The organism is Sphingobium sp. EM0848 (assembly GCF_013375555.1).
Classification (GTDB): Bacteria; Pseudomonadota; Alphaproteobacteria; order Sphingomonadales; family Sphingomonadaceae; genus Sphingobium.
Genome location: NZ_JABXWB010000005.1, coordinates 1,807,702 through 1,830,657, shown reverse-complemented (window position 1 = coordinate 1,830,657; position 22,956 = coordinate 1,807,702). Strand labels below are relative to the sequence as shown.

Annotated in this window: 20 protein-coding genes; 12 read left to right on the top strand and 8 right to left on the bottom strand. The window is 62.6% G+C overall.

Annotation, left to right across the window (positions count from 1 at the left end):
* Nucleotides 1-95 precede the first annotated feature (95 nt).
* The 6 genes from HUK73_RS26385 to HUK73_RS26360 all read left to right on the top strand — a co-directional run bounded on the left by HUK73_RS26385 (nucleotide 96) and on the right by HUK73_RS26360 (nucleotide 8,378).
* Nucleotides 96-917, top strand: a complete 822-nt coding sequence (locus HUK73_RS26385; protein WP_218036733.1) for an enoyl-CoA hydratase-related protein — start codon at nucleotides 96-98, stop codon at nucleotides 915-917.
* A gap of 192 nt (nucleotides 918-1,109) precedes the next feature.
* A complete protein-coding gene (locus HUK73_RS26380) occupies nucleotides 1,110-2,942 on the top strand; it encodes an NAD(P)/FAD-dependent oxidoreductase (protein ID WP_176594673.1) in 1,833 nt (610 codons plus the stop codon).
* Nucleotides 2,943-3,335: 393 nt separating this feature from the next.
* Nucleotides 3,336-4,127 carry an SDR family oxidoreductase gene (locus HUK73_RS26375; protein WP_176594672.1) on the top strand — a complete coding sequence of 264 codons (792 nt, stop codon included), beginning with the start codon at nucleotides 3,336-3,338 and terminating at the stop codon, nucleotides 4,125-4,127.
* Nucleotides 4,128-4,156: 29 nt separating this feature from the next.
* A complete protein-coding gene (locus HUK73_RS26370) occupies nucleotides 4,157-5,608 on the top strand; it encodes an efflux transporter outer membrane subunit (RefSeq protein ID WP_176594671.1) in 1,452 nt (483 codons plus the stop codon).
* Nucleotides 5,605-6,840, top strand: coding sequence for an efflux RND transporter periplasmic adaptor subunit (locus HUK73_RS26365; protein ID WP_176594670.1), 1,236 nt, complete (start codon nucleotides 5,605-5,607; stop codon nucleotides 6,838-6,840). Before HUK73_RS26370 ends, HUK73_RS26365 begins: the two co-directional genes overlap by 4 nt.
* Nucleotides 6,837-8,378, top strand: a complete 1,542-nt coding sequence (locus HUK73_RS26360; protein ID WP_176594669.1) for a DHA2 family efflux MFS transporter permease subunit — start codon at nucleotides 6,837-6,839, stop codon at nucleotides 8,376-8,378. Before HUK73_RS26365 ends, HUK73_RS26360 begins: the two co-directional genes overlap by 4 nt.
* Here HUK73_RS26360 and HUK73_RS26355 read toward each other — a convergent pair.
* Nucleotides 8,375-8,842, bottom strand: a complete 468-nt coding sequence (locus HUK73_RS26355; protein WP_176594668.1) for a MarR family winged helix-turn-helix transcriptional regulator — start codon at nucleotides 8,840-8,842, stop codon at nucleotides 8,375-8,377. The genes HUK73_RS26360 and HUK73_RS26355 overlap by 4 nt on opposite strands.
* A gap of 142 nt (nucleotides 8,843-8,984) precedes the next feature.
* Between HUK73_RS26355 and HUK73_RS26350 the strand changes: the two genes are divergently transcribed.
* Nucleotides 8,985-9,758, top strand: a complete 774-nt coding sequence (locus tag HUK73_RS26350; protein WP_176594667.1) for an alpha/beta hydrolase — start codon at nucleotides 8,985-8,987, stop codon at nucleotides 9,756-9,758.
* A 243-nt stretch (nucleotides 9,759-10,001) separates the two neighbouring features.
* Here HUK73_RS26350 and HUK73_RS26345 read toward each other — a convergent pair whose 3' ends face one another.
* Together HUK73_RS26345 and HUK73_RS26340 are read right to left on the bottom strand one after the other, a co-directional pair.
* The gene (locus tag HUK73_RS26345) at nucleotides 10,002-11,264 is read right to left on the bottom strand and encodes an acetyl-CoA C-acyltransferase (protein WP_176594666.1); all 1,263 of its coding nucleotides are present in this window, start codon (nucleotides 11,262-11,264) and stop codon (nucleotides 10,002-10,004) included.
* A 261-nt stretch (nucleotides 11,265-11,525) separates the two neighbouring features.
* Nucleotides 11,526-11,864, bottom strand: coding sequence for a MarR family winged helix-turn-helix transcriptional regulator (locus HUK73_RS26340; RefSeq protein WP_218036732.1), 339 nt, complete (start codon nucleotides 11,862-11,864; stop codon nucleotides 11,526-11,528).
* Between the two features lie 414 nt (nucleotides 11,865-12,278).
* Between HUK73_RS26340 and HUK73_RS26335 the strand changes: the two genes are divergently transcribed.
* The 4 genes from HUK73_RS26335 to HUK73_RS26320 all read left to right on the top strand — a co-directional run bounded on the left by HUK73_RS26335 (nucleotide 12,279) and on the right by HUK73_RS26320 (nucleotide 15,917).
* Nucleotides 12,279-12,701 (top strand): organic hydroperoxide resistance protein, encoded by a 423-nt coding sequence (locus HUK73_RS26335; protein ID WP_176594664.1) that lies wholly within the window; start codon nucleotides 12,279-12,281, stop codon nucleotides 12,699-12,701.
* Between the two features lie 118 nt (nucleotides 12,702-12,819).
* On the top strand, nucleotides 12,820-14,124 hold the full coding sequence (locus HUK73_RS26330) for an epoxide hydrolase family protein (RefSeq protein WP_176594663.1): 1,305 nt from the start codon (nucleotides 12,820-12,822) through the stop codon (nucleotides 14,122-14,124).
* A gap of 17 nt (nucleotides 14,125-14,141) precedes the next feature.
* Nucleotides 14,142-14,912, top strand: coding sequence for an alpha/beta fold hydrolase (locus tag HUK73_RS26325; RefSeq protein WP_176594662.1), 771 nt, complete (start codon nucleotides 14,142-14,144; stop codon nucleotides 14,910-14,912).
* 18 nt (nucleotides 14,913-14,930) lie between these two features.
* Nucleotides 14,931-15,917 (top strand): alpha/beta hydrolase, encoded by a 987-nt coding sequence (locus HUK73_RS26320; RefSeq protein WP_176594661.1) that lies wholly within the window; start codon nucleotides 14,931-14,933, stop codon nucleotides 15,915-15,917.
* Here the strand turns inward: HUK73_RS26320 and HUK73_RS26315 are convergent, their stop codons facing one another.
* From HUK73_RS26315 to HUK73_RS26305, 3 genes are all read right to left on the bottom strand, one after another.
* Nucleotides 15,918-16,868 (bottom strand): LysR family transcriptional regulator, encoded by a 951-nt coding sequence (locus tag HUK73_RS26315; RefSeq protein ID WP_176594660.1) that lies wholly within the window; start codon nucleotides 16,866-16,868, stop codon nucleotides 15,918-15,920.
* Between the two features lie 223 nt (nucleotides 16,869-17,091).
* On the bottom strand, nucleotides 17,092-17,349 hold the full coding sequence (locus HUK73_RS26310; RefSeq protein WP_176594659.1) for a MoaD/ThiS family protein: 258 nt from the start codon (nucleotides 17,347-17,349) through the stop codon (nucleotides 17,092-17,094).
* 11 nt (nucleotides 17,350-17,360) lie between these two features.
* Nucleotides 17,361-18,488 (bottom strand): glycosyl hydrolase, encoded by a 1,128-nt coding sequence (locus HUK73_RS26305; RefSeq protein WP_176594658.1) that lies wholly within the window; start codon nucleotides 18,486-18,488, stop codon nucleotides 17,361-17,363.
* Between the two features lie 231 nt (nucleotides 18,489-18,719).
* Between HUK73_RS26305 and HUK73_RS26300 the strand changes: the two genes are divergently transcribed.
* Nucleotides 18,720-19,736 carry an alcohol dehydrogenase gene (locus HUK73_RS26300; RefSeq protein WP_176594657.1) on the top strand — a complete coding sequence of 339 codons (1,017 nt, stop codon included), beginning with the start codon at nucleotides 18,720-18,722 and terminating at the stop codon, nucleotides 19,734-19,736.
* A 101-nt stretch (nucleotides 19,737-19,837) separates the two neighbouring features.
* Here the strand turns inward: HUK73_RS26300 and HUK73_RS26295 are convergent, their stop codons facing one another.
* Together HUK73_RS26295 and HUK73_RS26290 are read right to left on the bottom strand one after the other, a co-directional pair.
* Entirely contained in the window at nucleotides 19,838-21,916 is a 2,079-nt protein-coding gene (locus HUK73_RS26295; protein WP_369805630.1) for a PQQ-dependent dehydrogenase, methanol/ethanol family, read from the bottom strand.
* A gap of 54 nt (nucleotides 21,917-21,970) precedes the next feature.
* Nucleotides 21,971-22,948, bottom strand: coding sequence for an NADPH:quinone oxidoreductase family protein (locus tag HUK73_RS26290; RefSeq protein ID WP_176594656.1), 978 nt, complete (start codon nucleotides 22,946-22,948; stop codon nucleotides 21,971-21,973).
* Between the last annotated feature and the right edge of the window lie 8 nt (nucleotides 22,949-22,956).

Sequence of the window (22,956 nt, the reverse complement as noted above, 5' to 3'; positions counted from 1 at the left end):
CTTTCCTGTTTTTGCGCCCGGTGGATGGATCAACAGCCTTGCGTCTGCCTTTGTTGCATGTAAACTAATCAAATTAGATGAAAGAGAGGCGGTTCGTGCACGACGATATCCTTTTGACTGTGACGGGCGGAGTTGCGACGCTGACGCTGAACCGGCCCGATCGCCTGAATGCGCTGACCCTGCCCATGATCGACGCGATCGAGGATATCTTCCGTCAGTGCGAAGCCGATCCGGCTATTGCCGCGATCGTTATCACAGGTGCGGGACGCGGCTTCTGTTCGGGCCTCGATCTTGCCGCGCTGACCAACACGATCAGGAAGGAACTGCCCGATCCGCCCAAGCATCGGCGACCCGGTCTCTTCACTTGGCTACCGGACATTTCGAAGCCGATCATCGCTGCGGTCAACGGTCCGGCGGTCGGCGGCGGCTTCATCCTCGCAATGATGGCGGACATTCGCTTTGCCAGCACAGCGGCAAAGTTCAACACCATGTTCTCGCGCCGGGGCTTGGTCGCGGAACATGGGATCAGCCATATCCTGCCGCGCCAGATCGGCCTTTCGCGGGCGCTCGACCTCATTCTTTCCGCGCGCACCATTGATGGCGAAGAGGCGCAGCGGATCGGCTTTGTCGACCGTCTGTGTGAGGCGGAGCATCTACTGAGCGAGGCGCAGGCCTATGCCGCGCTGCTCGCGACCCATGTGTCGCCCCTGTCGATGGCGGCGATGAAGGGCCAGATTTACACCGATCTGACGCAGGATCTGGACGCGGCCTGCCGCGCCGCCGATGGGCTGGTCCGCGATACGCTCGGACATCCCGATCAGCACGAAAGTCTTGCCGCCACCCAGGAGAAGCGTCTGCCCCGTTTCCGTCCCTGGCGGGGCGGCGCGCTCGATGCCTTGGGGGAGGCGGCGGAATGAATTGCCGGTTTCTGTTCGACACGTTGCCAAAAAATGGCTGAGGAAAAGGCCGGCGGCCGCGTCATCTTTGTTGAGCGATCCGGTGGCCAACATTGCCGGAGCTTCGTCAGCAGGCGACGGCGCCATTATGCCGCCCGCCGTGCGACCGGCGAAGGAACTGTTGGATAGAGAGTAATATCAAGGGAGAGTTGCATGCGTTGTGGTCCGTCCGTTACGCCGAAAGACATTGATCTTCAGGCGCTGCGCGACAAATATGCGCAGGAGCGCGACAAGCGCCTCCGCAAGGATGGTACAGCGCAATATATCCATACGGGTGGGGGTGAGGATCCCGACTTCTGGGAAAATGATCCGCACATGCCTCCGGTGGTGCGCGACCCTATCGTCGATGATGTCGAAGTCGTCGTCATCGGCGGCGGTTTTGCCGGGCTGCTGGCGGGCGCGCATCTGAAGAAGGCGGGCGTCGACGATGTGCGGATCATCGAGATGGGCGGCGATTTTGGAGGCGTCTGGTATTGGAACCGCTATCCCGGTATCCAGTGCGACAATGAATCCTATTGCTACATTCCACTGCTGGAAGAGCTGAACTATATGCCGTCCAAGCGGTTTCCGGACGGCGTCGAAATCTACCAGCATTGCCGCAATATCGGCACGCATTTCGGCCTTTATGAAGGCGCCCTGTTCGGTACGATGATCCGTGCGATCCGCTGGAATGAAGCGACCCAGCGCTGGACGATCACCACCAATCATGACGATGAATTGCGCGCACGCTATGTCGTGATGGCGACCGGGCCATGGAGCAAGCCCAAGCTGCCGGGCATAGCGGGCCTCCACAGCTTCAAGGGGCACGCATTCCACTCCGCTCGCTGGGATTATGACTATACCGGCGGTAATACGACCGACACGACGCTCGACAAGCTGGCCGACAAACGGGTGGCCGTGATCGGCACCGGCGCGACCGCGATTCAGATCGTCCCTTATCTCGGGCGTTACGCCAGGCATCTCACGGTCTTTCAGCGTACCCCCTCCGCTGTGGACGCGCGCCGCAATCCGCCGACCGATCCTGAATGGGCGGCATCGCTCAAACCGGGCTGGCAAAAGGAGCGCCAGGCCAATTTCCATGCCTTCGCGTCCGACCCGTTCCCCTCCATCCCGGCGACGGAGGATATCAGCTGCGATTTCTTTACCGAAGTCGGCCGCAATGTGTCCGCGCGGATCAACGGCCATGCCAATCTGTCGACCGATGACCTGGCCGCCATCCGTGAGGAGGAGGATTATGGCGTCATGGAACGTATTCGCCGCCGGGTCGACGACATCGTGGAAGATCCGGCCACGGCCGAGGCGTTGAAACCCTATTATCGCTACATGTGCAAGCGGCCCTGCTCCAGCAATGATTATCTGGAGACATTCAATCGGTCCAATGTGACACTGGTCGACGTTTCCGGATCGAAAGGCGTTGAACGCGTGACGGAGAAGGGACTGATCGCCAATGATCAGGAACATGAGGTCGACTGCATCATCTTCGCCAGCGGTTTCGAGATCTCGGCTCAGGACCAGAAGGTCGCCTCCGGCATAGAGGCGATTGACGGCCGGGACGGGTTGTCACTTTACGATCACTGGCGCGACGGATTCCGCACATTGCATGGCATGACCAGCCATGGTTTTCCCGGCATGTTCTTCACCGGCTATACGCAGGGCGGCGGGAATGCGAGCGTGACTGCGAATTATGTTCAGCAGGGTGAGCATATCGCCTATATCATCGCCGAGGCCCGTGTCCGAGGCGCAACCACAGTCGAACCGACCGTAGAGGCCCAGGACGACTGGGTCAGGACGGTCCACGAACTCGCCCCGCCGAACACCTTCCTCGAACAATGCACCCCTGGTTATTATAATAATGAAGGTGGCGGCAATGGCGGCATCCGCGCAGCAATCGGGGAACGATACGCCGCTGGTTTCTATGCCTTCGACAAGTTGTTGGATGATTGGCGCAATGAAGGCCAAATGGTTGGCATGCGATTGATAAAATAATTTCGCAATTTTGGGTAACGACCAGAATTACGGATAACAAAGTGCGGCCGTGAAGAGGATTTCGGAACGAGCCATGGCGTGACCTCGAAGTTCAGATTCAAATAATCCTCGACGGGCCGGGGAGGGGTGCTGGATGTGCTGTCGCTGAAAGGCGGCAGCACATTTTTCATGTCTATCCATACCAGCGCCTGTCGCTGAGGGTGGCGCTTGCCGCGATTGGGCGGCCCCGTGATTGCGCGCTGTTTGCGCCCTTTGGCGCGCACTGTCCCTCCCTTCCGTCAGATGAGAGGCTCGCTCTCATTTTCCGCCGGTACTGCACTTCAGCAGCGGAATTACATCGCCACCGTTCGCTGCCGGCCCTGCATGCCGGCGGAAATTGGGAAAGGACGAACGATGAGCGAAGCCAAGGGCACTGCCCTCATCACCGGAGCGTCGAGCGGTATCGGCGCCATCTATGCCGATCGCCTGGCCCGTCAGGGCTATGACCTGATCCTGGTCGCGCGCCGCGCCGATAGGCTGGAAGAGGTGGCTGACAGTATCCGCAAAGCAACGGCGCGCGAGGTCGAGACGCTGGCCGCCGATCTGGGCGACCCCGCCGATCTGCGGCGCGTCGAGACGCGCGTGAGCAATGATCGCCGGATCGCGCTGCTGATCAACAATGCCGGTATCGGATCGGCCGCACGGGCGCTGGAGGCCGATGTCGACACGATGAGCGCGATGGTCTCCATCAACGTCGAAGCCCTGATGCGTCTCAGCTATGCGGCGGTTCCCGCCTTTGTCGCGCGCGGCCGGGGCGCGATTGTCAATATCGCATCGGTTGTCGCGGTGGCGCCCGAACTGCTGAACGGCGTCTATGGCGGCACCAAGGCCTTCGTATTGGCTTTCAGCCAGAGCCTGCGCCGTGAACTGGACGGTACGGGCGTCCATGTGCAGGTCGTCCTGCCCGGAGCGACCGCCACCGATTTCTGGGAAGTATCGGGCCAGCCCCTTGAGCATCTGCCGAGCGAGATCGTGATGCGTGCCGACGATCTGGTCGACGCCGCCCTGAACGGGCTTGAACGCGGCGAGTTCGCGACCATTCCGGGCCTTCACGACGAACGCCTCTGGAATGATTTCGAGGCGGCGCGGCAGGCCATGGCCGGCCAGTTGTCCACCAGCACGCCAGCCGCACGCTACCGAGGTTGACCCGTCCTCCAGCAGCAGGGTGATTGATCATGTCCAGTCCCTATCGACGCTCGCTCGCCCTTTTGACGGCGGCATTGCTGGCAGGCTGCGCCGCGATCCCCAAGGTCGCGCCGCAGGTCGAGCAGGTCAGCGCATCATCGCTCGGCCTTGGCGCGGCGGACGTGGCGCAGATCGCACCCGACTGGTGGACCGCACTTGGCGATCCACAGCTTGACCGGATCATGGCTGACGCACTGGCCGGCAATCCCACGCTGGAAGCCGCCATGGCCCGGTTGCGCATCGCTCAGGCTGGCATCGCCGCGCAAAGGGCGGGGCTGCTGCCGCAGATCGGCGCGGATATTTCCGAGCAGCGCCAGCGTCTAAGCGAAAAGGCACTGATTCCACCGCCCTATGCGGGATCGGGCCAATGGATAGGGACGGCACAGGCCAGTTTGAGCTGGTCGCTCGACCTTGCGGGCAAGCAGAAGGCGATCGTCGATCAGGCGCGTGCTTCGGCTGACGCTGCGTTGTTCGATCTTGCGGCCGCCCGTGTCACGCTCAGCGGTGCGGTCGCCGAAACCTATGCCAATTTGACACGCGCCGATACCGAGGCGAGGATCGCAACCGAATTCATACAATCCCGCGAAGCCTCATTGAAACTTGCCGAAACCCGCAAGGCCAGCGCCCTTGCAAGCGATTTCGACATTCGCGCGGCGCAAACCTTGCTGGCGCAGGCCCGGCAGCGGCAGGTCCGCGCCGAAGGCAATCGCGCGCTGATGATCCATGCCCTTGCCGCGCTCGCAGGCAGGGGCGCCGACTATCATGCCACGATCGGTGCGCCGATGCTCAGGCTTGACGGGGTATTGCCTGTTCCGACCGTGTTGCCCGCCGATCTGATCGCGCGCCGCGCCGATATCATGGCGGCCAGAGCGAGGGTGGACGCCAGCGAAGCGGGACGCCGCGCCGCTCGCGCTGCCTTCTATCCCAATGTGGACATTCGGGCTTTTCTGGGCGCTTCGGCACTTGGCCTCGGCTCGCTCTTCACCGGCGGCGCCCTTGCTGCCGGTGTTGGTCCGGCCATCCATCTGCCGATCTTCGAGGGCGGACGGCTCAAGGCCGACTATAAAGCGGCAGTCGGCCAGATCGACGTCGCTGTGGCGGACTATAACGGCCTGGTGATCGATGCCGTGAAGCAGGCGGCCGATGCGCTGTCCGCCGTCGACACCAGTGCGGCCGATGCGCATGAGCAACGCGCCATCCTTGCCGATCTTCAGGAAACTGTGCGGCTTGACGGCGTGCGGGTGCGGAGCGGACTTGGCTCGCGCCTGGATGTCCTTGCCACCGGAGACCGCCTGCTCGCCGCGAGGCAAGACCAGGCAAACATCGACGCCGACGGCATGATCCACCGCATCCAGCTTCTTACCGCGCTCGGCGGCGGCTTCGCTCCGCTACCGATCCAGTCGTCCGCCCCAGCCGCCCTGACGCAAAGGTCCATGCGATGAACAAGATCGTCCGCAATTTCGAACCCGACACGGCGACCCCGGTCGATCCGCTTCCCGAAGTCGCCGACGACCCGACGGGATTCTCTCCCCAGCCCAATGACAAGGGCAGGGCGCGCAAGCGGGGCTTCCTGTTGCTAGGTGCCGCCGTGGGCCTCGGACTTGCCGCTTATGGGGGGTACAGCCTGCTCGCCGGCGACAGTGAGGGCACGGACGATGCCTATGTCGCGGGCGATGTGGTCGCGATCACCAGCCGCGAGGCGGGCAATGTCATCGCGCTCCATGCCGATGACACCCAGAGCGTCCGGCGCGGCGAACCCCTGATCGACCTCGATCCGGCAACCGCCGACGCGCAACTGGCGGCGGCCGAGGCCAAGCTGGCGCAGTCGGTTCGCTCGGTCCGCTCCGCTTTCGCGCGCGTGGATGAAACCAGCGCCGAAATCGTCCAGGCCAATGCCGAACTTTCGCGCGCCCGCAACGACCTTGCCCGGCGCCAGCAGGCTGCGGCCGACGGTGCCGTATCGGGCGAGGAAGTTTCGCACGCCGCCGACAGCGTCCGCACCGCCGCCGCCACGCTCGCACTGGCGCAGAGCCGCCATGCTCAGGCCAGTTCGACGGTGCAGGGCACCAGCATCCGCACCAATCCCGATGTACTCGAAGCCATCGCCGCCTATCGCCGCGCGGCGATCGTCAAAAGCCATATGCACATCATCGCTCCTGTCGACGGCGTGATCGCCAAGCGGGCGGTCCAGCTTGGCCAGCAGGTTTCGCCCGGAGCGCCGCTGATGGCCGTCGTGCCGCTCAAGCGCCTGTGGATCGACGCGAACTTCCGCGAAACGCAGCTTGCCGACCTGCGTGTCGGCCAGCCTGTCGTCATCACCAGCGACGCCTATGGGTCAAGCATCACCTTTCACGGCAAGGTGGAGGGGTTGGGCGCGGGCAGCGGCAATGCCTTCGCGCTACTGCCGCCGCAGAACGCCAGCGGCAACTGGATTAAGATCGTCCAGCGGCTGCCCGTGCGCATCGCGCTCGATCCGCACGAACTGGATCATAACCCGCTTCGCATCGGCCTGTCGGTTACCGTCAAGGTCGATACGCGTGATCATAGCGGCATCCCGGTGGCACGCGCCGCGACCCGCAATTTCCAGAGCCAGCAGAGCGATGATGGCGGCGCGGGTGTCGAGCAGCGGCTCGCGGCGATCATCGCTGAGAATGCGGGCGGGAGGGGGCTATGACCGGCGGCGCAGACCACGTCCCGCTGCGTGGAGGGGGGCTGTGGATTGTCGCGGTGGCATTGGCGCTTGGCACCTTCATGCAGGTGCTCGACACGACCATCGCCAATGTTTCGCTGACGACGATCGCCGGTAATCTGGGCGTGAGTTCCGACAACAGCACCTGGGTGATTACCGCCTTCGCTGCCGCGAACGGCGTTTCGGTGCCGCTGACCGGCTGGCTGATGCGGCGCTATGGCCTTGTGCGCACCTTTGTCGTCTCGGTGTTGCTGTTCACCCTTGCCTCCTTCCTTTGCGGCATTGCCTGGAGCCTTCCCTCGCTCATCCTGTTCCGCTTGCTTCAGGGCGGAGTCTCGGGACCGATGATCCCCGGCAGCCAGGCGCTGCTGCTTGCGATCTTTCCGGAAGCCAAGCGTTCACTGGCGCTTGGCGTATGGTCGATGACGACGCTGGTCGGCCCGGTGGCGGGTCCGCTGCTGGGCGGATATATTTCCGACAATTATCATTGGGGCTGGATTTTCCTGATCAACGTGCCCGTCGGCCTGTTTTCGGCTTTTGTTACGTGGAACGTCCTGAATCGCCGCGATACGCCCGCGCATAAGGTCGTGCTCGACCGGGTCGGCGTCCTGATGCTGGCCTTCTGGGTCGGCGCGTTGCAGATCGTCCTCGACCTCGGCAAGAATGCCGACTGGTTCCATTCATCCATGATCGTGGTCATGGCGATATTGGCCGTCCTCAGCTTCCTTGCCTGGTTGATCTGGGAACGCACCGACGATCACCCGGCGGTCGACCTCACCCTGTTTGCGAACCGCAACTTCGCGCTCGGGACCGTGGCGCTGGCGCTGGGCTTTGCGCTGTTCTTCGCCAACAACCTGCTGCTGCCGCTCTGGCTCCAGCGCGAGCTTGGCTATACCGCGACATGGGCCGGACTGGTCGCGGCGCCGAGCGGGGCGGTCGCCGTGCTGCTGACACCGTTCATTACCCGGATTTCGGGGCGGATCGATCCACGCTGGCTCGCGACCGTCGCTTTTGTGGCGTTCGGCATCTCCTTTGCCATGCGCTCGGGCTTTTCGGCCGATACCGACTTCTGGCACTTCACAGCGCCGATGATGGTGCAGGGTGTCGCGACCAGCACTTTCCTGATGGCCATGCTGACGATTTCGCTCAGCGAGATTCCACCTGAAAAAATGCCGATGGCGACCGGCATCTCGAACTTCGTGCGCATCACGATGAGCAGCTTTGCCGCCTCACTCATCACCACGGTCTGGGACCGCCGCGAAGCCTTTCACCAGAGCCGGCTGTCGGAGGCGATCACCCTCTTCACCGGTCAGTTCAGTCAGGCCACCGAGCGGCTGGGCGGCACCGGTATCAACGACCACGCCGCCGCCGGAGCGATCGCGCAGCAGATGGCGAAGCAGGCCTATCTGCTCTCTTCGATCGATATTTTCTGGGTGAGCAGTGCGATCAGCTTTGCAATGATCGCGCTGGTATGGCTCGCCCGCCGGCCCACCGCCCAAACCGGCCCCATCGCGGCGGACTAGGGCAAGGCTTTGGACGCCGAGCCCTTGCCGACCAAAGCCGCACGCAGTTGCTGGATCTGTTCGTTGAGTGCGATCAGTCCCGCCACGTCCAATCCGGAATTTTCGAGCAAAGCGTCGGTCAGGCATGACGACTGGGCACGCAGGTCTTTGCCCTTGGCGGTAAGGAATACCTGAACCTGGCGCTCATTGTCGGGATTGCGCTGACGCGACACAAAGCCCGCGCTTTCCAGGCGCTTCATCAGCGGGGTGATTGTGCTCGGCTCCAGCGCAAGTCGGTCGGCAATGGCCGAGATCATCTGCCCGTCCCGTTCCCACAAGGTGCTCAGCACCAGATATTGCGGATAGGTCACGCCCAGCGAATCAAGCATCGGCTTGTACAGGCGATTGATCGCGATCGTGGTCGAATAGAGCGAAAAGCAGAGTTGCTGGTCGAGCGGAGGCGGTGCCTTGCCGGGGTTCGCCATGATATTTCCCTTCTTCAGATTCATTAGATTATGGCGGTAACATATATCGCGATAATTTTCTGCTGGACAAGAGGGAGGCTTAGGCTTATCTAATAATTATCGCGATAAAGATTATCGCATAATATTCGAAAGGAAACCTCAGATGCGCAAGACCACCAAGCTTTTCGCCGCCGCTGCCTCGCTGGCTTTGGGTGGAGCTCCCGCCATTGCCCAGAACAAGGCGGGCGAGCCCGTCAAGTCGATCGTGCTGGTGCACGGCGGCTTTGTCGATGGTTCGGGCTGGATGGACGTCTACAAGATCCTGAAAAAGGACGGCTATGCCGTGACCATCGTCCAGAACCCGACCAACTCGCTCGACGAAGATGTTGCCGTCACCAAGCGCGCCATCGCAGCCGCCGACGGCAAGGTGATCCTGGTCGGCCATAGCTATGGCGGCGTGGTCGTGTCCGAAGCGGGCACCGATCCCAAGGTTGCGGGCGTCGTCTACATTGCCGCCTTCGCGCCGGACAAAGGTGAGTCGGTCGCCTCGCTGATCGCCAATCCCGCACCGGGCGCGCCTGTGCCGCCGATCCTGCCGCCCAAGGACGGCTATCTGTTCCTGGACAGCGCGAAATTCGCGGCCTCCTTCGCAGCCGATGTGCGTCCCGACCTTGCCCAGTTCATGGCTGACTCGCAGGTGCCCTGGGGCGTCAATGCGCTGTCGGGCAGCGTGACCAGCCCGGCCTGGAAGGTGAAGCCGAGCTGGTATCTGGTCGCTGGCGAGGACCGGATGATCCCGCCTGCCGCTCAGCGCCAGATGGCCGCCCGTGCCCGAGCCACTGTCGAGGAAGTGGCGGGCAGCCATGCCATCTATGTGTCCAAGCCTGTCGCCGTGGCTTCGATCATCGAGAAGGCCGCCCACGGTGCGAGCAAATAATCCAAGGGCAGGATAATGCAGCGGGCGCCGGACCAACAATCCGGCGCCCGTTTTTTGCTATTCAAGATGGTCGGCGCACGTCGCGGCTTTCCGCAGTCGCCTTTACTCCCGAACATCAGGCGGCAGCTTGTCTTTGAGTGATGCATACATGGCATCGCGGAACAGCTTCACTGCCGGATATGGCGATGATCGCAGTCAAACGAGGCCCCGGCGATGACCGGGGCCTCGCAGCACTATGTCAGTTCACGGCCTGCGCAGAAGCGCAACCGTGCCATGTCCGCCATCGGCACAGACGCTGACGATGGCGAGGGAACCGGACGGCATAGCCCACAATTCCTTGACCGCCTGGCTGAGATCGCGGGCTCCCGTGGCTGCGAACGGATGGCCGATTGCCACCGAGCCGCCATTCGGATTGACCCGATCCCAGGGAAACTCGCCAAACGCGAAATCGACGCCCACGCGCTCTTTCGTCCAGCCGGGTTTTTCCAGTGCGGCGACATTGGCAAGGACCTGCGCAGCAAATGCCTCATGGATTTCCCAGAGCGCGACATCCCGATAGCGCAACCCATGGCGCGCCAGCAGCCGCGCAATCGCAAAACTGGGTGCCATCAGCAGGCCGTCGACGTGATGGTCGACCGCGGCGATCTCATGATCGACGAGTTCGGCATAGGGCGTCTCGCCGGGAAGCTTCGCAAGTCCCGCTTCGGTTGCGACCCAGAGGGCGGCGGCGCCGTCGGTAATCGGCGAGCTGTTACCCGCTGTAAGCGAGCCCTTGCCCGATGTGTCAAAGGCGGGCTTCAGCGATGCGAGTTTTTCGGCCGAGGTGTCGGCGCGCGGATTGGCGTCGCGGGCAATTTCGGGAAGCGGCATCACGAGATCGTCAAAGAAGCCGCTCTCCCACCCGGCGACCGCGCGCTGGTGGCTCTTCAGGGACCAATCGTCCTGCGCCTCGCGAGTGATACCCCACTGCTGCGCAGTCTCTTCCATATGATCCCCCATCGTTCGGCCAGTGATGCGGTTCGCCCAGCCTTTGACGGGTAGGGTGAGGTCATCGGCGGTGAGAGCCTGCAGCGCCGCGATCGCTGCGGGCGGATCGGTACGGAACAGCTTTACGATCCGTTTCGACGCATCGGGTTTGAGCCCGATCGGCGGATTGCTCATCACTTCCGCGCCGCCCACGAGCGCAAGATCGGCTGATCCGCCGAGCATTCCCGCCGCCGCAAAAGCCGCGACCATGCTCGTCGAGCAGGCCAGCACGGCAGAGAAGGCCGGCACCGTCGGATCGAGTTTGGCGTCAAGCCACAGCTCACGACCGATATTGCTCCAGCCAAGGCTGGGTATCACCGTACCCCAAATGAACAGGTCAGGCCTCGCTCTGGCCGCCATGGCCTGCGCCAGCGGTACCGACAGGCTGATGGCATCATGGTCCGAAAGGGCGCCGCCGCCGCGGCCGAACGGCGTCCGCAGGCCTGACGCGATAAAAATCTTCTGTGCGAAGCGTTGCATGATTGGTCTCCTGAATATCGATGGAATTTGGGGGCAGTCGCTCTTCGTTCGTTCACATGGCTTTTTTGAGAGAAGCCGCGCTGCCGAACATGCGAGTCCTCCTCACCGATCAAGGCGGAAGCGCATTATAGGGGCGTATCGGTGGCAGTTGGATCACGATGTTATCTTCTCGTTTCGAGCGTGGGACCGAGCCACGCGAAGTCGGACTTATGTGCAATTACACTCTTGAAGGCGCCGCGCCCTGTGTGAGATGCGAGACCCTTACTTGTTGCGGGTGACCTCCAATATATCCTCCCGCAGCCTTGCCGCCCGATCATGACCGAACGTCGTTTCGAATTCGGCTTGCGCGGCTTTCCAGGCGGGCCTGGCCTCGGCGACCTTTCTCAAGCCCGCCGGAGACGCCGAAAGCTTTAGGGCGCGGCCCCGGTCGGCTGCTTCGCTTCGTACCAATCCGGCATCCTGAAGGGGGCGGAGCGCCCGTACGAGCGTCGTGCGTTCCATCACCATCTTCCGCGCCAACCCGGCGATCGAGATGCCGGGATGGCGCTCGAGCAGCGCCAGGATCGAGAATTGCGATGAATTGATGCCGGCAGGAGCCATATGGCGATCATAGAGTCGCGCGAGATACCGGGCACTGCGACGCGCCGCCAAGCTGTAGCACAAATCCGGACCGTCCAATGTAGCCATGCCAATGAGATGTGTGTGCAATTACACAATTGCAAGTGTCTCCGTCGAGGCGGGTGAAGTGCCGACGCGCGAATCCGGAAACTGGGGTGCGCAAATCGGCGCAAATTCAGGAATGTGAGGGCCAGGCCAGCCGACCCCCTCAAACCCTGCACATGATTGAGAGGCAGACTCTCATTTCGGAGGGCTGCTGCCGAACATTTCTCCTTCCCACTATTGGGGCCACCGCGATGGAGATGGGCATCGCCATAGTCACCAGCGCCTCGCGCGACGGTCGGCACATTTTTGAAGCGCCCTATCCACCTGCCCAAAGGTAAAAAAGGAAATATCATGACTGCCAAGACCCTCTATACCGCTCATGTCCACACTGTCGGCGGCCGCGAAGGTGCGGCAAAGAGTTCGGACGGCCAGCTCGACATCAAGCTGTCAACACCCGGCTCCAATCGTCCCGGCACCAATCCCGAGCAGCTGTTCGCGGCCGGCTGGTCGGCCTGCTTCGAAGGTGCCCTCGCCGGGGTGGCCAAAACCATGGGTGTCAAACTGCCACCCGAAACCGCGATCGATGCCGAGGTCGACCTGCATCTCGGGGAGGCCGAGGGCTATTTCCTGACCGCCCGGTTGAATGTCAGCCTTCCCGGCATTGACGAAGATCTTGCCCGCACGCTCGTCGATCAGGCGCACGCGACCTGCCCCTATTCGAAGATGGCGCAGGGCGGGATCAAGGCCAGCGTCGCGCTCGCCGTCAACGCCTGACGCTTTTCTCCGCGCGGCTTGCCCCCCTTAGAGCCGCGCCGAGCCGAAGACGCGGGCGGAACCCCGCCCCATGACCCGTCCGCCCGCGTCTTCCCCCTATCCTGACAGGAGATCCATCATGTCCGGGACGAAATCCCTCCTTGTCCGCCGCGACTTTCTTGCATCGATCGTTGCCGGCACCGTCGCGGCCATGGTGGCAACATCGACCAACAGCCAGGCGGCATCGGTCGACCCACTTCCGGCCACCGGCGGCGTGCCGATCCGTCCGTTTCACTATCGTGCGGCCGACTATGAGCTTGTCGACCTCAAGCGCCGAATTCGCGCGACCAAATGGCCGGAGCGCGAAAACGACCCGACCCAGGGCGTCGTGCTCTCAACCATTCGCAAACTTGCCGACTACTGGGCAAACCAGCATGACTGGCGCCGCGTCGAGGCCCAAATCAACAGCTACCCAAACTTCATCACCACCATCGACGGCGTCGACATTCACTTCATCCATGTGAAGTCGAAACATCCCAATGCGCTGGCGGTCATCGTGACCCATGGCTGGCCCGGATCGATCATCGAGCAACTGAAGATCATTGGTCCGCTGACCGATCCGACGGCCTATGGAGGCACCGCCGCCGACGCGTTCGACGTCGTGCTTCCCTCGCTTCCGGGTTATGGATTTTCCGGCAAGCCCAACGCCAACGGCTGGGACCCGCAGCGGATCGGCCGCGCCTGGGCCGTGCTGATGCAGCGACTTGGCTATACACGCTATGTTGCTCAGGGCGGTGACTGGGGCAATGCGGTGACGGAGCAGATGGCGCTTCAGCAACCGCCCGGCCTGCTTGCCATCCATACGAACATGCCAGCGACCGTGCCGGCGGAGATCGCCCGGCTTCTCCCGAGCGGTCCCGAACCCGGCGGCCTGAGCCCGGAGGAGAAGCATGCCTGGGGCCAGCTCGTCGATTTCTATGCGCACGGCCTCGGCTATGCGCAGGAAATGGCAGGTCGGCCACAGACGCTCTATGCGCTGGCGGACTCCCCTGTGGGTCTCGCCGCCTGGATCATCGACCATGACATTCGTAGCTACGACCTTATCGCACGCGTGTTCGACGGCGCGGAGGAAGGGCTGAGCCGGGATGACATTCTCGACAACATCACGCTCTACTGGCTGACCAACACAGCAGTGTCCTCCGCGCGCCTGTACCGAGAAAGCAAGCTTGCTTTCTTCGCGCCGAAGGGCGTGCCGCTACCGACCGGCGTCAGCGCCTTTCGCGACGAGATATACCAGGCGCCGGAAAGCTGGACGCGCAAGGCCTATCCCCATCTCGTCTTCTATAAACGGCATGACATGGGCACACATTTCGCGGCCTGGGAGCAGCCTCAGGCGCTGACCGAAGATCTGCGCGACACCTTCCGCTCCGTGCGAACCCTTTGATTGCTGGAGAAACGAACATGCGTATCCAATCCCTTGGCCTTCTGGCGCTGACGACGGCGCTGGGCCTTTCCACCACACCCATTCCGGTTAGCGCGGCCGATGCGCCTTCCAGGCCGGCGATCGTGCTGGTCCATGGTGCCTTCGCCGACGCGGCGGGATGGGCGCCCGTGATCGCGATCCTGCAGAAGGATGGCTATCGCGTGACGGCCGTCGAAAACCCGCTCGACTCCTTCGCTGACGACGTCTCCACCACCAAACGCGCCATCGACGCCCAGCTCGGGCCCGTGGTGCTGGTCGGCCATAGCTATGGCGGCGCGGTCATCACCGAAGCGGCGGCGGACAGGGCTAGTGTCAAGGCGCTCGTCTATCTCGCCGCGATCGTGCCCGAGGCGGGCGAGCCGGTCGCCGCCTTCCTCGACAAATATCCGACCGATCTCGGCACAGCGCAGAAAATCGACGCGGCGGGCTTCGTCACCATCGATCCTGCGAAATTCGGCCCGGTCTTTGCTGCCGATCTTCCTGCCGAACAGGCCGCGATTGCCGCCGCGACGCAGAAGCCGATCAAGGCCGGAAATTTCGGGGCGAGCCCGGCACATGCAGCATGGAAGTCGGTCCCGTCCTGGTATGTCGTGTCCCGGCAGGATCATGCGCTCAGTCCCGATCTCGAACGCTTCTATGCCAGGCGGATCGGTGCCCGCATCACGGAACTGGATGCCAGCCACGTCGCCTTTCTTTCCCGCTCGAAGGAAGTCGCAGCCGTGATAGAAGAGGCCGCAAACGCCAGATAGATCGGAGGAACGACGGAGATGGACAGGATCGATCGACGGAATTTCCTTGGAACAGTGGCGGTTACGCTGGCCGCGGCCCCGTGGGTGACGCAGCGGGCCAATGCCGCTGCGGGGCCGTCGATGGAGCGGATAACCGCTGGTGTGCTCGATGTCAGCTATGTTGCCGCCGGTCCGCTCGACGGCCCGCCGGTCCTTCTTCTCCACGGGTGGCCCTACGACATCCATGCCTTTGACGAGGTTATGCCGATGCTCGCGGCGCAGGGTTTCCGGGCGATTGCGCCTTATCTGCGTGGCCATGGCCCGACCCGCTTCCTCTCGACGGAGACGATGCGCAACGGCCAGCCCGCGGCGCTCGCCATGGATGCGCTCAAGCTGATGGACGCGCTGAAAATCGAGCGGGCGGTACTTGCAGGCTTCGACTGGGGTGGACGCACCGCCGACATCGTCGCCGCTCTATGGCCCGAACGCGTCAAGGGGCTGGTCGCGGTCAGCGGTTATCTGATCGGCAACCAGGCAGCCGGCAAGCAACCGCTTGCGCCAGAGGCTGAACTGCAATGGTGGTATCAATTCTACTTCGCGACCGAACGCGGGCGCCTTGGCTATGAACGCAATAGCCGCGACTTCAACAGGCTGATCTGGAAGCTCGCCTCGCCGCAGTGGAAGTTCGACGACGCGACCTTCAATCGCTCGGCACAGGCGTTCGACAATCCCGATCATGTTGCGATCGTCATCCACAATTATCGCTGGCGGCTGGGCCTTGTCGACGGCGAACGGCAATATGATGCGATTGAGCAGCGGCTCGCTGCCGCCCCGGCGATCGGCGTTCCGACGATCACGATGGAGGGCGACGCCAATGGCGCGCCGCATCCGCTGCCTTCAGCCTATCGCGCCAAATTCACGGGCAAGTATGAGCACCGCGCCATCACAGGCGGCATCGGTCACAATCTCCCGCAGGAAGCGCCGCGCGACTTTGCCCAGGCGATCATCGACATCGCCAAACGCTGATCAATCGTTCGCGGCCTCTGATGGCTGTCTGGTTTCGACGGCCGGTTCGAGATCGCCAATCTCCTTCAGGGCCTTGCGCAGCTGGGGTGTCATCCAGTCCAGAAACACGCGAATCTTGAGCGGCAGCAAGCCCTGGCGCGCATAGATGAGATGTACGGGAAATGTCTTGCTGTCGCACGCGTTGAGGATCGGGACCAGCGCTCCCGATTGCAGTTCCTGCGAGACCTGATAGCTGGGCGCGCGGAGGATGCCGAGACCCTCGACGGCGGCGGCTGCCGCATTGGCGGTCGTGTTGGCGCAAACCCGGATGCGCGGGTTCCCATGGACCATGCGGCCGTCATAGCGATAGATCCAGGCCGTATCGTGCAAGGGTGCGAAATTGACGCCATCATGACCGGCGAGCTCTTCTGGACTGGCAGGGCAGCCCATGCGCGCCAGATAGGCGGGGCTGGCGCAGGTCAGCATGCGGAACTGGCCGACCTTGATCGCGAGCAGCGAACTGTCGGCAAGTTCCCCCAGGCGGACGCCGACATCCACCCGTTCCTCGACCAGTTGCACCATGCGGTCGAGCGAGAGTATATTGAGCGTGATCTCGGGATATTCGCTCAGGAACTGATAGGCGAAGGGCAGGACATGCAACCGGCCGAACGCCATGGGCACCGTCAGCGTGAGCAGTCCGCGCGGAACTTCATATTCGCCCGAGGCGCGCAGCTCCGCTTCGCGGACCTGCGCGACGATCTGGCGGGCGGCCTCGACATAGTCGCGACCGGCATCGGTCAGCTGAAGGTTGCGGCTGGTCCGGATGACCAGGTGGGTGCCAAGATGGCGCTCAAGTTCGGCCACCTTGCGGCTGACGCTTGGCAACGGCATCTTCAGCGCACGGCTTCCCGCCGACAGGCTGCCGGCATCGACGACTGCCAGCAACACCTGCATCGCATCAAGCCGGTCCATGGGCACTCCCTTTATTGGGTTCGACAGGCGACACTCTCCTGAATGCAAGATGTGTCGCCAGCTACCCAAGGTGGCAGATTATTCGTGCAAATGCACGTCGCCATGTGGGAACATGCATGCCTTGCAACTCGACAGGCTTTCCAATGAGTTGGGCCGCTTGCGAAGGCGTGACACATGCCCGAGCTGACGTCGGCGGGTTATATGTAGTGCCTTCCTGTCGTCATCATCCCCCGCTGAGTGCCTGAAGGATGATGACTTCGTCACGGACGGACAGAGGTCTGCATAGTTCGTAAACCTGCTCGCCATTCACGAAGCAGCGCATGTGGCGTCGAAAGCGGTCCTGCTCATCGATCATGCGAAAGCGGATGCCGGGATAGGATGTATCGAGCGCAGCGAACAATTCGGTGAGGTTAGCGCCCGACGCCTCCACCTGCGACGCGCCGGTATAGGATTGCAGCGCGCTGGGAATTGACACGTTCACGTCACTTCTCCTCAGGCTAGGACGGCCGTTTCCACGGCAAATATCGGCGGCAGATGCTGCGCGATCATCGACCATTGCTCGCCTTCGTCCGCGCTCATCCACAGGCCGCCACTGGCCGTGCCGACATAAACGCCAACCGGATCGCAGATATCATTGGCCATTGCCTGACGATAGACCGTCCACCACGCACTGTTCTGTGGCAGGCCGACATCCTGCCGCGACCAGGACTCACCACCATCGCGCGTGATATAGACGGCGGGCTTGCCGCCCGGGCTGGTGCGTGGCCAGACGTCAGTGCCGTCCATCGGGAACACCCAGCAGGTCTGGTCGTCGCGCGGGTGGACTATGATGGGAAAGCCTATGTCGCCGACCTCCGTGGGCATGGCGCGCCCGATCCGCCGCCACTGGTTCGACGGCCGGTCGATCCGGTAGATGCCGCAATGGTTCTGCTGATAGAGCCGATCGGGGTTCGAAGGGCACAGCGTCAGGCAATGCGGGTCGTGAAAGGCCCATTGACTGGCGTCGAAACCCTCAACCACCTCCAGCCCGTCGATCAGCGGCACCCAAGTCTGACCGGCATCCTGCGACTCATGTACACCCCCGCCCGACATTCCAAGGTAGAGATGCGCTGCGTCGCGCGGGTCGACCAGCATCGAATGCAGCTTCGGGCCATCGGGCGTGCCGTCCTGCGCGCCGCCCAGGCGGTCGCGATAGGCGGGGTTATCGTTGAAGCCCGCAACGCCTTCCCAGGTCGCACCGCCATCCTCGCTGCGGAAGAGCGCCTGCGGTGAGGTGCCCGCATACCATAGCCCCGGCTCGCTGGCATGGCCCGGCGTCAACCAGAAACTATGATCGACGGCGCGGCCGACTTCTCCTTCCCCCGCCTTGGGGAAGGCAGGTGGACGGCTCGCCTCGCTCCAGCTTCTGCCCATATCGGTCGAGCGGAAGATCGTCGGGCCCAGATGCCCGGTCTTGGCGGCGGCCAGCAATGTGCGACCATCGCGGGGATCGAGGACGAGATGATGAATGATATGGCCAAGGAAGTGCGGACCATCGGCCCGCCATTCCCGGCGTTCGACATCGCTGCGATAGATCCAGGCACCCTTTCGCGTCGCCACCAGCAGGGCAAGCTCGCGCATGTCTCGTTCTCCCGCCGGGATGGTCCGCCTGCTCAATTGACGGTGCGCCCGGACGCAACAGTCTCGGATGGAAAGCATCCGCGGTCAAGGTGAACGATCGACAGGGAATAGGAGCGCCCGTTTTTGCCTTTTGGGAACTCTCCATTCGACAAGTTGTTCATTGCCGCGATAATAAGGCACGCAATTGCTGCATCACCGCTCTCAATCTCCGAACGAGTGAGGAGACACCGCATGCTGAAGATGATCGCGATGGCCGTAACTCAAGCCGGGGGCAAACTCGAGCGTATCGAGCGCGAGATTCCGCTGCCGGACAAAGGCGAACTACTGATTGAGGTTCATGCCTGCGGCGTCTGCCACAGCGATTCGCTGACTGTCGAAGGCATATTGCCGGGCATGCAATATCCGCGCGTGCCTGGCCATGAGGTGATCGGCACCGTGGCGGCGGTCGGCGATGGCGTCACCGGATGGCAGGTTGGCGAGCGGGCCGGCGTCGGGTGGTTTGGCGGATCATGCGGCCATTGTTCGCGCTGTCGCCGTGGGGATGCTTTTGCCTGTGAGAATGTTCGTGCCGTGACCGGTGTCAGCCGTGACGGCGGCTATGCGACGCATCTCGTCGCAGATGTTTCGGCGGTCGCGCATGTTCCGTTCGATCTCGACAAGGTGGAATCCGCGCCGCTGCTATGCGCGGGCATCACCACCTTCAACGCCCTGAGAAATTGCGGGGCTGCACCGGGCGATCTGGTCGCGATACAGGGTGTCGGCGGCCTCGGTCATCTGGGGATCCAATTTGCGCGGCGTCTTGGTTTCCGGACCGTTGCGGTTAACCGTGGTCGTGACAAGGAAGATCTTGCCCGCTCGCTCGGCGCACACGACTATATCGATAGCGAGGACGGTGATGTCGCGGAAGCGCTGCAGAAAATGGGCGGTGCCCGGGCGATTATCGCCACGGTCACCAGCGCCCCCGCCATGCAGGCGATCATCGGCGGTCTGGGACCCAATGGCGTGATGATGGTGATTGGCGCAGTCGGTGCCTTCCCCGTCGACACGCTCGACCTGCTTGCCAAGCGCGCGGCGGTCAAAGGCTGGTATTCCGGCGTGGCGGCGGACTCGGAGGATACTCTCGCTTTCAGCCAACTCCATGACGTGACGTCGATGAACGAAATCTATCCGTTCGAGGAAGCACAGGCCGCCTACGATCGGATGATGAGCGGCAAGGCCAGGTTACGCGTGGTCCTCAAAATGGGTTGAATATGGTTGGGGGCGGTGAATGAAGGCGTTTTTTCGCCGTCAGCCACGCGCCTTTGCCGTGTCCAAATGACTGTACGCGCTGGCGTCAGCGTTATGCGTGATCACCGGACGGAGTTGGCTCGTGCTTCTTGCCGAATATAGTGCTGAAGTCCGGCAATCTGTTCCGGACTGAGATCTTCGAAACTGGGCATGCCCGCGGGTCGCAATGCACCATCGTGCAGAACGGATACCAGCGCGGCCTGTGCCAATGGTATCTGAGACCTTCTGAGATCGGGAGCTGCACCGCTCGCATGAAGGTGGGGGCCGTGGCAGATCATGCAGCGCGTGCTGTAAACTGCTTGGCCGACAGCGACCTTGGCCGGGTCGACCCGAAAGGCTGGATCGTCGACCAGCGGCATTTCGGTCCTGTCGGCGGGGGGCAGGCTGGCCTTGCCGTCAAGCGCGAAGGTCAGCACGCGCCGATGCTGGAGCCGATATTCCCAGGTCGGTCCACCGCCATAGCCCGTCCCTCGCCAACCGGCGATCACCGTTATCAGCTGTCGCCCGCCGGCACGATAGGTGATCGGCTGGGACTGAATGCCGACCTGAGCATCGAAATTCCATAATTTCCGGCCGTCGGTCGCGTTATAGGCGACGATCTGGCCTTCAACATTACCCTGAAAAACCAGATTACCGGCCGTGGCAAGCGTGCCACCCTGAACCGGGCCATGCATAGGGATACGCCAAGCCTCCCGCTGGGTGCGCGGATTCCAGGCTAGAAGCGCGCTCCAGCTTTGCGGCAATTTGACATCGGCGGGCGCGGGTCCGGTTCCGGTGTCATAGATCCGGTTGCCCTTGGACCGCCACTGGGCGAGATCGCCCGGCGGGTCCATATAGACCCGTGCCGCGTGGGTGACGGGAATATAGACCAGACCCGTCCGGGGGCTGAAGGACATTGCGGCAACGCTATGCGCGCCGATGGAACTGGGCCAGAGGATTTGCGGCTTGCCCCCCGGATAGCGCGCGATCGCTGTCTCGACGGGGCGCCCGGTCTTGGGATCGATATGGGTCGCCCAGTTGACCGGCACGATCTTTTCGGCGGAGATGAATTTCCCGTTCCGACGGTCGAGCACATAGAAGAAGCCGTTTTTCGGCGCGTGCAGAATGACCGGCGTCGGTTTGCCGCCAATATTCAGGGTCGCCAGCTCAATATCCATGGTGCTGGTGAAGTCCCAGCTCTCACCCGGCGTGGTCTGATAATGCCAGACATAGGCTCCCGTGTCGGCATTCAGAGCGACGATGGAGGACAAAAACAGGTTGTCACCACCCCCCGGACTGCGGATATGCCGGTTCCACGGACCGCCATTGCCCGTCCCGATATAGAGACGCTTGAACTCCGGATCATAAGCCATGGCGTGCCAGACGGTGCCGCCACCGCCATATTTCCACCATTCGCCCGTCCACGTCTTCGCCGCCATGCGCATTGCAGCGTTTTCAAAGCCTTTGGCGGGATTGCCGGGCACGGTGTAGAAGCGCCATTTCTGCCGCCCGCTATGGATATCATAAGCCGTCACATAGCCCCGTGTCGCGCCATAGTCAGCGCCGCCATGGCCGATCACAACGGTGTTGTTGAAAACGTAGGGCGGCCCGGAAATATAGCGCGCATCGTCGGGCTCGGTCGTCTGGACGCTCCAGTTCAGGCGCCCCGTGCGGGCATCGATTGCCAGCAGGCGACCGTCCAGCGTGCCGGTGAAAACCTGCCCTTCATGATAGGCGATCCCGCGAACGCCCCATCCGGTCCGCAGCTTCGACCCGGCATGGGCATAGACTTCCGGGTCATATTTCCACAGTAACCGGCCGGTCGCCGCATCCATGGCATGGACGACAGAATAGCCCACCGCGAAATAGAGCCTGCCGCCGACAGCCAGCGGCGCACTGTAGACGCTCGGCACCGGGTCCAGATCATGGAACCACAGCAATTTCAGTTTGCCGACATTCCCGTCATTAATGTCGGCAAGGGCGCTGAAATGATTTTCATCAGGCGATCCGCCATAATGGAGCCAATCGTCACCGGAGGCTTCCTGCGGCGCCAGGTGCTGCGTATCGGAACAGGCCGCCGCCAATGCCATGAGGCCCAATGCGATGCGGCAGGCCAGACCGCGCCACGTCACGCGCCTTGAGCAAGCAGATTGATCCAGCATCTTATATGTCATGTCACGCGCTGCCCTGAGCTTCCATTTCCACCTTGTCGGAGCCTATTCGGCGGTCACGACCACCTTGCCCAAAGCCTTGCGATCCATGATCCATCTGATCGCGGTGGCACTGTCCGCAAGCGCGAATTTTCGGCTGATATGCGGGCGGATCGCGCCCTGCGCATAAAGCTCGAAAAGCTCCTGCATGTTGCGGCGATGCGTCTCCGGCTCATTCACAAGGAACGATCCCCAGAACACACCCACAATCGATGCGGACTTGAGCAGCGGCAGATTGATGGGAAGGGAGGGAATGCTGCCCGCAGCAAAGCCGATCACCAGAAAGCGGCCATAGCGGGCGATTGATCTAAAGGCGCGCTCCGCCATGTCGCCGCCGACCGGATCGTAGACCACGTCCACGCCGCGCCCCTCTGTCCAGGCGGACACGCGTTCGCGCAGATCCTCATTACGATAATCGATGGCGGCCTCGGCGCCATGCGCCAAAGCCAAAGCACGCTTTTCCTCGCTCCCGGCCGCCGCGATCACCCGCGCGCCCATGGCCCGGGCAAGCTCGACCGCCGCCAGACCGACACCGCCGCCCGCACCCAGCACCAGAACGGTCTCGCCGGGTCGCAGTGCCGCCCGCTGGCGGAAGGCGTGAAAGGCGGTACCATAAGCCATCAGCAGGCTCGCTGCCGTATCGAACGGCATGGCGGGCGGCAACTTCACCACACGATCCGCAAGCACTACCGTCTGTTCGGCAAAGGCGCCATGCACAGTCATCGCCGCCACCCGGTCGCCGACCCGGAAATCGGACACATCTTCGCCCACGGCATCGACCTCTCCGGCCACCTCGCTTCCCGGCGTGAAGGGCAGGTCGGGCTTCACCTGATAGAGATTCTGGATGATGAGTCCGTCCGGCAGGTTGACGCCCGCTGCCGCCATTTTGATCCGCACCTGTCCGGGGCCGGGAACCGGCGCTTCGACCTCACGAAAGACAAGTGTTTCCGGCGGGCCGTGGCGTTCGCACAATAATGCCTTCATCTGCCGAT